This is a genomic window from Pseudoalteromonas sp. MelDa3, from assembly GCF_002863625.1.
Classification (GTDB): Bacteria; Pseudomonadota; Gammaproteobacteria; order Enterobacterales; family Alteromonadaceae; genus Pseudoalteromonas; species Pseudoalteromonas arctica.
The window spans coordinates 1-8,370 of sequence record NZ_PJBR01000247.1; the positions used below are offsets into that span (position 1 = coordinate 1).

Sequence of the window (8,370 nt, forward strand, 5' to 3'; positions counted from 1 at the left end):
CGGTCATACCACCTTGACCGCGAATTTTATGAACTAACGGCTCAGATTCATCAACCCGAGGAAGGGCAGGCAGCCCTCGATATAATCTATATCGTTTTAAATATTCAACAAAATCATCACTTAAGGTTACATCTCGTAATTTATTACCTTTACCCATTATACGTAAAAACCAAAATCCATCATTATCTTGCCAAAAATGAGACATTACCGGCGACCATTGTGGGCGCTCAGATAATTCTGAAATTCGTAAATAAAGACCTTTTAAGCAGGCAAGCGTAAATAAGTTTCGCTCTAAATCAGGGTTATGTTCGCATAAATCACGCGTTACACCAAAAACGTATTCCCATTGAATATCGCTTAATGTGTCTGGAATTTGAATTTGTGATTGAACAACTAAGTACGGACTATTTTTTTTAACAACAGGGACAAAGTTAGCAAATGTTTTTTCTTCTAGTAAGGCAAACTTATAAAACACATTTAATGCTGTAAACATAGACGATAAAGTTTGCTGACTAGCAATGGATTCTTTAAGCATAAAAGGGCGCCAGTTTTGGTTTAATCGACGAATTCCTTGTTCATCTTTATAACGCCATTGCACTGAAGTTGCAGCCCATGCTTTATCGGGTTCGACCATAAAATCAACGTAAGCTTCAATATCTTCGCGTTTTAAATCGAATACTGATTTTTCTGCTATTAACCACGACCATAAATAAAAGCGTTCAAGCTCATTTCGAAAACGACTATAAGTGGCTTCTGACTTTCGGCCATAAACATATAAAAACTGATACAAGAATGTCAGATCAGCTTTTGATTCAGTTACAGTCAAGCCAATTTCCTGTATAAAGGATGCAAGTTCTGGGTATTCTGAATTGAGAGTACCGTCATCTAGATGGGCAATTTGATATCTTAATTGTTTTAACGTATCAACCAAAGCAACAAGCATAATGTATAAATATTCAATTAAATAATAGACTTACAGAATAACGCTAAAGTCCGATACTGTCTAGTATTGGACATAGTAAAGTTCTAATTATTTTAATACCGTGATTATTCTATGGTTGTTGGTTGCTATATCTTATTAAGGAAAACATTATGAAAAAACTAATTATACTAAGCGTACTTGCTTTAACAGTTGCGTTAACTGGGTGTGCTACTACAGGTAGTGCATCACCAAGCGAAAAACGTTCACTTGTACAAAGTATGAAAGCAAACACATTGGATAAATTATACGCTGAAAAACCTGATGTTAAAAAACAAATTGCTAACTCTGCTGGTTATGCTGTATTCGATAATGCGAATGTAAATGTAGTGCTTGCTAGCTTTGGCGGTGGTTACGGTGTTGTTAGAAATAATCTCACAGGTAAATCGACTTACATGAATATGGGCGAAGCCGGTTTAGGACTTGGTTTAGGCGTTAAAGATTTTAACGTTGTAATGGTTTTTCATAACCAAGCCGCATTAAACAGATTTATTGAACATGGTTGGGCATTTGGCGGAAACGCTGATGCAGCAGCAAAATATGAAGATAAAGGCGGTGCATTGGTTGCCGAAGCGATTGCAGATCAAGTTACTGTATATTCTGTAACCGAAAATGGCCTTGCACTACAAGCTGTATTAAAAGGAACTAAGTTTTGGGTTGATTCAGAGCTTAATTAACCACCAAATTACTCTCCTAAAAGCGAGCTGGTTTGTATAATCACGCTCGCTTTATTAAAACCCATTCAATTTAACATAACGTAATTTATGGGTTGTTATATACTAGCCTTTCTCTGGCTAAAACAAATTCATTAACTTCATTATTAAAATTAGTTCATAGATAAATAGTACTGCTATCTATCTTAAAATCGACTAGTTTAAAATTTTCAGCTTTTCTAATGCAGAGGCTCTTATCTTTTAGTGAGATACTGAATACTTTGTTATCAATTACTTCGATGTACTTATACTTTTCATTTTTAGTTGAGGTACAAATACCCTTTTCAAAAACGACATACTTCCCAGATTCTCTATCATTCAATATTTCATCCGACTTTAAAGTACCTCCAAAGAAAAAAACTGTTGGTAGAAATACCGCTGTAAACAACCCTATATGAGGTAAGGTTTTTATATTCGTCTTTCTAAGATTCAACATTACAACAATATAAACTAGACATGATATAAACGGATATATTCCTTTCAACTTTTCATAGCCGCTTGCTGTAGTACCTTGTTTAATCATGATGAATATTATTAATGATGTATTTATAATAAAAATTATAGCTACAATAGAGTTTATTACTCTTTGTATTTTATTAGGGCCTTTTTCTAATCTTGTATTTTCCGTAATTGAATTACTACCTGCCGCTGTGCCTAAAAAACAAAAGAAATATAAATACTGCAGGTAGCGCTGGGTATACGGTATTTTTTGCTATTTCAGTCAGTGTTATATAGGATAAAATATTTATATCAAATTTGAGCCAAAATCCCCATTGATATGAGATTGAACAGAATATTACATAAAAATATAAAATGGCTGTGATTGTTATTTTATTTTTTTCGATCATTACAGGATAACTCTTCAATTTATTATTTCCTATTATCGCAATAGTCTATATCTAGAACATTTTCTCTTACAGTTAATTTTTTATCAAACGCCTCGGCTAACTTTTCAGTTTCACTAAACACGGTGTTCCAATATTTAATACGCGTATCTGCATCAAGATCGGTAAAGTCGTTTCTGTCTGGGATTTTTCCGTACGGTAAGCTTGCTACAAATTCTTTTGATGGAGTGATCATCACTACATTATCGTAATTAAGTGGTGATACTTTACGTTTTAAATTTTTATCGAACCACCCTGCTTTTGGCTCTGAATTAAAATGCGGATATAAAATTAAGCCAGGGTTATTTATTTTTAAATCAAAGTGGTAGTCAATTATTCCGCCATCGCGATACATACCTTGCGGCGAGCCTGTAATATTTTTTATGCCTTGCATAACAAGTGGTATTGAACCCGATGCAAGTAATGCATCTTTTAAATTATTTTGAGTAAGCGCTATGTTTTGCGTTTTAAAATTGTAGCTGTCGGTAATTGATAAGTCACTTGTTGCTGGGCCAAATATAAAGCGCTCATACTGTGAGCCTAATAATTTTCGGTTAACGCGGTTTAACATATAACTTTTTGATAAACCCATTAACTGTATTAATTTATTTTCGCTGGCAATAAAGCCATTCGATTTTGCCACTATAAAGTGTGCTTTAAATGTTGGGTTATTAATAATTTCGGTGACGCCGTTATCGCCAAAAACATCTTCAAGTAATGCGCGCGCTTTTATTGTTATTTCACTTGGTGTTGGTTTATTACTTGAGTACCGAGTTTGCGAATACGATTTTGCTAATCGCTCAATGGCAGCAACAGGATCGTTTTGTGCAAAACACGCAGAGCGAAAAGCGCCGGCAGATGACCCAATTAAATTAAGTGGTTGGGTACGATTTTTAAAAAATTCACCAAAAATATATTTATCTAAGCCAAATAAAGTAAACCATTTAGGGCCGCCACTTGCACCTAAAAAAGAGGTGAAAAGTTCAGGTTTAAAGCCCTGTTCGTTAATAATTTTAGCCGCTGTTTTCCCTGCGTGAATCTCGATCATCTAAAAAATTGTGCCTTTTATTTTGGTTGCTTTAGTTATTTTCATAATACTTAAAGTGAATATTTATGCAAAATGAAAAGCGGCTTTATGTTGCCATAAAACCGCTTTTTATAGTTAAGTGTGCTGAATTAGTCCCAAATGCCGTCTTCGCATTTGCCCTGTACTTTTACATCTTTTACTTTAAATTCGGGCTCTAAACCTTTGTCTCTTTGTGCGTGGTAATCGCTCGTAACAGACAAAATAGTCGGCGTTAACAGTATAATAGCGATAACGTTAACCACTGTCATTAACCCTAAGGCAATATCGGCTAAATCCCAGACTTCTTTTAATGTGGCCGACGCGCCCCACAACATCATTGATAAATAAAGCAAAGTGTAAATGCCGCGCCCTACTTTGTTGTCGAGCTTAAATAAGTGCAAGTTGCTCTCTGCATAGGCGTAGTTTGCCACTACCGATGTAAAAGCAAATAAGGTAATAGCGGCTGCTACAAAATAAACACCACCTTGTGCTAAATGAGCGGTCATCGCACTTTGTGTTAAACGAATGCCTTCCATTTCACCGCTTATGTCTATATCGGCTAATAAAATGATCACTGCGGTACAGCTACACAGTACTATTGTATCGAAAAATACGCCTAGCATTTGTATGTAACCTTGCGTTACTGGGTGATTAGGAATTGGGCTGGCACTTGCTGAAGCATGCGGAACACTACCTGCACCGGCCTCATTAGAATATAAACCACGTTGAATACCGTTTTTAATGGCTGCGCCCATTGCACCCGCTCCGGCTTCTTGTAAACCAAACGCCGATAAAAATATATCTTTAAGCATGGCAGGTACTTGCGTGAAATTTATAATCGTAATAATAACGGCGGCAAGTACAAACACAATGCCCATTATTGGCACAACACGCTCTGCAAATCGGGCAATTGCTTTAAAGCCACCGAGTATAATTGAGCCGGCTAGTACAGTAATAACCAGGCCTGAATAAAATGTAGGAACTTCAAACGCGTAATTAAGTGCGTCGGTAATTGTGTTAGTTTGCATTGCGCTAAACGTAAAGCCGTAACCTAAAAACAAACACGCGGCAAACACAATTGCAAACGCCCGACTACCCAAACCTTGTTGAATATAATACGCAGGGCCGCCTCTAAACTCGCCGCCACTATCGCGCACTTTATATACTTGCCCAAGTACGCTTTCAGCAAAGCCTGTAGCCATACCCAATATGGCTATTACCCACATCCAAAATATAGCTCCGCTGCCGCCAAGTGAAATTGCCACTGCCACACCGGCTAAATTACCGGTACCTACTCGTGCGCAAAGCCCTGTACACAACGCTTGGAATGATGAAATGTCGTCTTTTTTACATTTGCTGCTGCCTTTTAAAAGGCTAAACATATGTTTAAATTTAAGTATTTGAATTGCTTTTAGTCGTACCGAAAACCATATACCTGTAAACAAAAGTATATAAATAAGTACCTGACCTTCTCCCCATAAAAGGTTGTTTACACTTTTGACGACGGTATCGAACATTACTAATCCCTTTTTATTTTATACTTTTACTTTATGTTAGCACCGACTTTAAACTCTGCATGTAGCGCTACTCAACTTTAAAAATCCGGCAGCTCATTATGCATTAAACATAATAGTGTTTAAGTTTGGCTTTACCCGATAGTGAAGTGTGTATTGGTGTTTAATAATCTGTAAGCAAGCACATTCAACATTGAATTTTATTTCTATAAATATGAATAATAAATCACACCTACACTTTATATTGATTAGTTAAAAAATCAATAATATCTTTTTAATATTCAGTATTTTATTTTGCGCATAGGTGCGGGATGCAATAGTTTTTATTTTGATGCAGTAAGGTTTTATGAGGCGTAATGAGGATTAATAATGGCAAAAAAATAGCGCATAAAGTTATGCGCTTTTTTGTAATTATATTTAATTAGTTATAGCTGTATTGTGTAGGTGCACTGTAATGGTTGTTGCTGTTAATCTGTAAATTTTGCATTGCTAAGTATGAGCGACCGGCATCTAAGCCTAATTTATGATCAAAACGTAAATCGTTATTTGAACTACCTAATAATTTGCTATGCAGTTTTTCGTCTGCAAAAATTTGTATTATTTCAACATCACTTGGTGGGTTTGCAATAAACTCAAGCTCGTCTAAATACGCTTTCTCGTGCTGTATTAAGTAGTCCAATGTTTTTGGACAATAGCCTGATGCTATAGCAAATACTCTTAGCTTTTGTACCCATGCAGATTGCGCTTGAAAATTAGCGTCAACCGTTCTTATTACCACAATTTTACGAGCGCCTCGGTTGTAAGCTTCACGCACTGGTAATGGAGCGGCTAAACCGCCGTCTAGATAAAAATCGCTCTGTACTTGCTCTTCAGCAAGGTGTATTTCGTTAGCTGCTTTTGCGTTTAACCAAGGGGTTAACTTTACACCCTGTTTGTATAAAAACGGGAGTGCGCTAGAAGCCTTTAACAAATCACGCCATTGACCACTCTCACCTGTTGGCGATAAATAATAAGCTTTTCTGTCTCGTGCGTTTGTTGCTGTTATAAGTAGTTCACGCTCACCTAAACTCGTTTTCGCTGTTTTGAAATCTATAGCTCTGTTTACTTCAGTGGTTTTGTCAAAGTACCAATCTAAATCAACTATATGCTTACCCACTAATCCGCGACCAAGCTGAAAAAAACGTTTGTTACGCGAAAGCCCTCTAATTAGGCGTTTGGCATAGCCTTTTTGACGCGCTAAGTAACTAGTTAAGTTTTGCGAACCTGCAGAGGTGCCAATGAATAAATCGAATGGGTCATATTCTTGCTCTAACCACGCATCAAGTACGCCAGCTGTGAAGATCCCTCGCTGCCCGCCACCTTCAGCAATCAGTGCAACTTTTGGTTGCGCTGTTTTGTTAACTGAATTAGCTGTTGCGCTATTTAGAGACTTCACGGTGAACCTACCTTTATTTAATGATGTTTGGTTTAATACATACATTATAAAAAATAAAAGTGATATCTTAAAATTGATTATTTAAATCAGTTCGATTGAAAAAACAGAACGGTATGTAAAGCAAAATATATACTAAAAATAGCAATCAAATTTACTTTGAATATTTAAATAACAAATACAGACATCACTTAAAGTTAATAAAATGAGTTAAAAAAGTTTAACTTTTGATGATGTCTGTATGTTAACAAGCCCAGAGTGTACGCTTGCTTAACTAACTATATTTTAGTGCTTTATTTCCATTAAAATTTCGAGTGCACGGTGGCGTTTTTCACTATCGAATACATCATTGGTAAATATAAACTCATCAACTTCTAGCTGTTTCGCTATCATCTCTAACTTGTGTTTAATACTTACATGTCCGCCTACTACGCTTAGACTTAAAAAGTTCTCTACATGAGCGCGTTCTTGTTCGCTCCATAACCCGTCCATGCTTTCAACAGGTGGTTTTAGCCACAGCTCGTTACCGCGTATCAGTTCGAGCACACGTTGCTTAGAAGTAGTCGACAAGTATTGCGCTTCATCGTCGGTGTCTGCTGCCACTAAAGGCAGTGCAAGCATGACGTATGGCTTATCAAGTACGCTTGATGCTTTAAATTCGCGCTTATACAACGCTATTGCGTCGTGCACGAAGCGCGGTGCAAAATGCCCTGCAAATACATACGGTAACCCTTTTTGCGCCGCTAGTTGCGCGCTAAATAAACTCGAGCCTAATAACCAAATAGGAACGTTTGTGTTCTCACCCGGTATAGCACGTATAGGATGCGTGCCGTTATAAGGACCTAACAAGGTTTGCAGTTCAGTTACTTCACCCGGGAAGTTTTCTGCACGGCTCATATCGTTGTTTAGTGCACGACTCGTTACTTGGTCACTGCCGGGGGCACGCCCTAGTCCTAAATCTATTCGCCCAGGATATAAGCTCTCTAACGTACCAAATTGTTCAGCAACAACTAATGGGGAGTGGTTTGGCAGCATAATACCGCCCGATCCAACGCGTATCTTTTTGGTATTACCTGCAATGTGGCCAACCAAAATAGAAGTGGCAGCGCAAATTATACCAGGCATATTATGATGCTCAGCAAGCCAAAAACGGTTAAAGCCAAGTTCATCTGCACGTTGGGCGTATTTAGTACTTTTATGAAGAGTGTTAGTAACGCTGTCCCCTTTGATCATGGGGGCAAGTTCTAATAACGAAAAAGGAATGGAATTCAACAAAATAGCAGCTCCTAAAAATGCATGCTAATAATGGATTACATCATTAGCATAAAACACTTAAATGGGTCTGCTATTAGGTCAATTCAAGTTACGCAGAGGTATTAAAGCAAAATAGGTATATGTTATTTTGCTCTAAGGTATTCAGGCAAGCTGTGCATCACGTTGGCGCTGCTTTTTATAGCCTTCTGAGTCTACGCCTTTTTTCCAATAACCTGAGGAAACAATATTACTGCGCGGTATATTAAATTGCTCTGTTAGCTGTGTTTTTGCCCTACGTACAAGCCCAGCTTCCAATGCCATAAATACAATGGGAGGCTCTGCTGTAATGTGCAAATTTTGAAGCGCGCTAAGTAGCGCTTCGTCAGCGTTGTCGGTAACAAGCCAATTAACATCGCGGCTTGTTTCTAAATCAATAATGTCTTTTTCGGTGGGTACATGTACAAAGGCATCAATTTTTGAAAATAAAGGTAATTGCTTCTCATACTCTTTTATTGCATTTACCGTTGT

The 8,370-nt window shown here is 37.3% G+C and carries 8 protein-coding genes; 1 reads left to right on the forward strand and 7 read right to left on the reverse strand.

The window, feature by feature from the left end:
- A partial coding sequence (locus CXF89_RS20460; RefSeq protein ID WP_121955617.1) for a site-specific integrase occupies nt 1-943 on the reverse strand: 943 nt, incomplete at its 3' end.
- A 149-nt stretch (nt 944-1,092) separates the two neighbouring features.
- On the opposite strand from CXF89_RS20460, the gene CXF89_RS20465 reads away from it, so the two are divergent.
- Nucleotides 1,093-1,656, forward strand: a complete 564-nt coding sequence (locus CXF89_RS20465) for a lipid-binding SYLF domain-containing protein (RefSeq protein ID WP_007583197.1) — start codon at nt 1,093-1,095, stop codon at nt 1,654-1,656.
- Between the two features lie 154 nt (nt 1,657-1,810).
- On the opposite strand, the gene CXF89_RS20470 is transcribed toward CXF89_RS20465, so the two are convergent.
- From CXF89_RS20470 to CXF89_RS20495, 6 genes are all read right to left on the reverse strand, one after another.
- Nucleotides 1,811-2,215 carry a hypothetical protein gene (locus CXF89_RS20470; RefSeq protein ID WP_121955618.1) on the reverse strand — a complete coding sequence of 135 codons (405 nt, stop codon included), beginning with the start codon at nt 2,213-2,215 and terminating at the stop codon, nt 1,811-1,813.
- A 347-nt stretch (nt 2,216-2,562) separates the two neighbouring features.
- A complete protein-coding gene (locus CXF89_RS20475; protein ID WP_121955619.1) occupies nt 2,563-3,624 on the reverse strand; it encodes a patatin-like phospholipase family protein in 1,062 nt (353 codons plus the stop codon).
- Nucleotides 3,625-3,752: 128 nt separating this feature from the next.
- On the reverse strand, nt 3,753-5,159 hold the full coding sequence (locus CXF89_RS20480; protein ID WP_076924661.1) for an alanine/glycine:cation symporter family protein: 1,407 nt from the start codon (nt 5,157-5,159) through the stop codon (nt 3,753-3,755).
- A 418-nt stretch (nt 5,160-5,577) separates the two neighbouring features.
- Nucleotides 5,578-6,591: a patatin-like phospholipase family protein gene (locus CXF89_RS20485; protein WP_121955620.1), complete on the reverse strand. Its 1,014-nt coding sequence runs from the start codon at nt 6,589-6,591 to the stop codon at nt 5,578-5,580.
- Between the two features lie 282 nt (nt 6,592-6,873).
- On the reverse strand, nt 6,874-7,863 hold the full coding sequence (locus tag CXF89_RS20490; protein ID WP_010552915.1) for an LLM class flavin-dependent oxidoreductase: 990 nt from the start codon (nt 7,861-7,863) through the stop codon (nt 6,874-6,876).
- Between the two features lie 141 nt (nt 7,864-8,004).
- Nucleotides 8,005-8,370: SIP domain-containing protein (locus CXF89_RS20495; RefSeq protein ID WP_145990860.1), on the reverse strand; the 366-nt coding region annotated here is incomplete at its 5' end.

Bases quoted from the DNA above. Each gene is read 5' to 3' on its own strand.
- CXF89_RS20475 (WP_121955619.1), bottom strand. From the start codon at position 3,624: ATGATCGAGATTCACGCAGGGAAAACAGCGGCTAAAATTATTAACGAA.
- CXF89_RS20465 (WP_007583197.1), top strand. From the start codon at position 1,093: ATGAAAAAACTAATTATACTAAGCGTACTTGCTTTAACAGTTGCGTTA.
- CXF89_RS20470 (WP_121955618.1), bottom strand. From the start codon at position 2,215: ATGATTAAACAAGGTACTACAGCAAGCGGCTATGAAAAGTTGAAAGGA.
- CXF89_RS20480 (WP_076924661.1), bottom strand. From the start codon at position 5,159: ATGTTCGATACCGTCGTCAAAAGTGTAAACAACCTTTTATGGGGAGAA.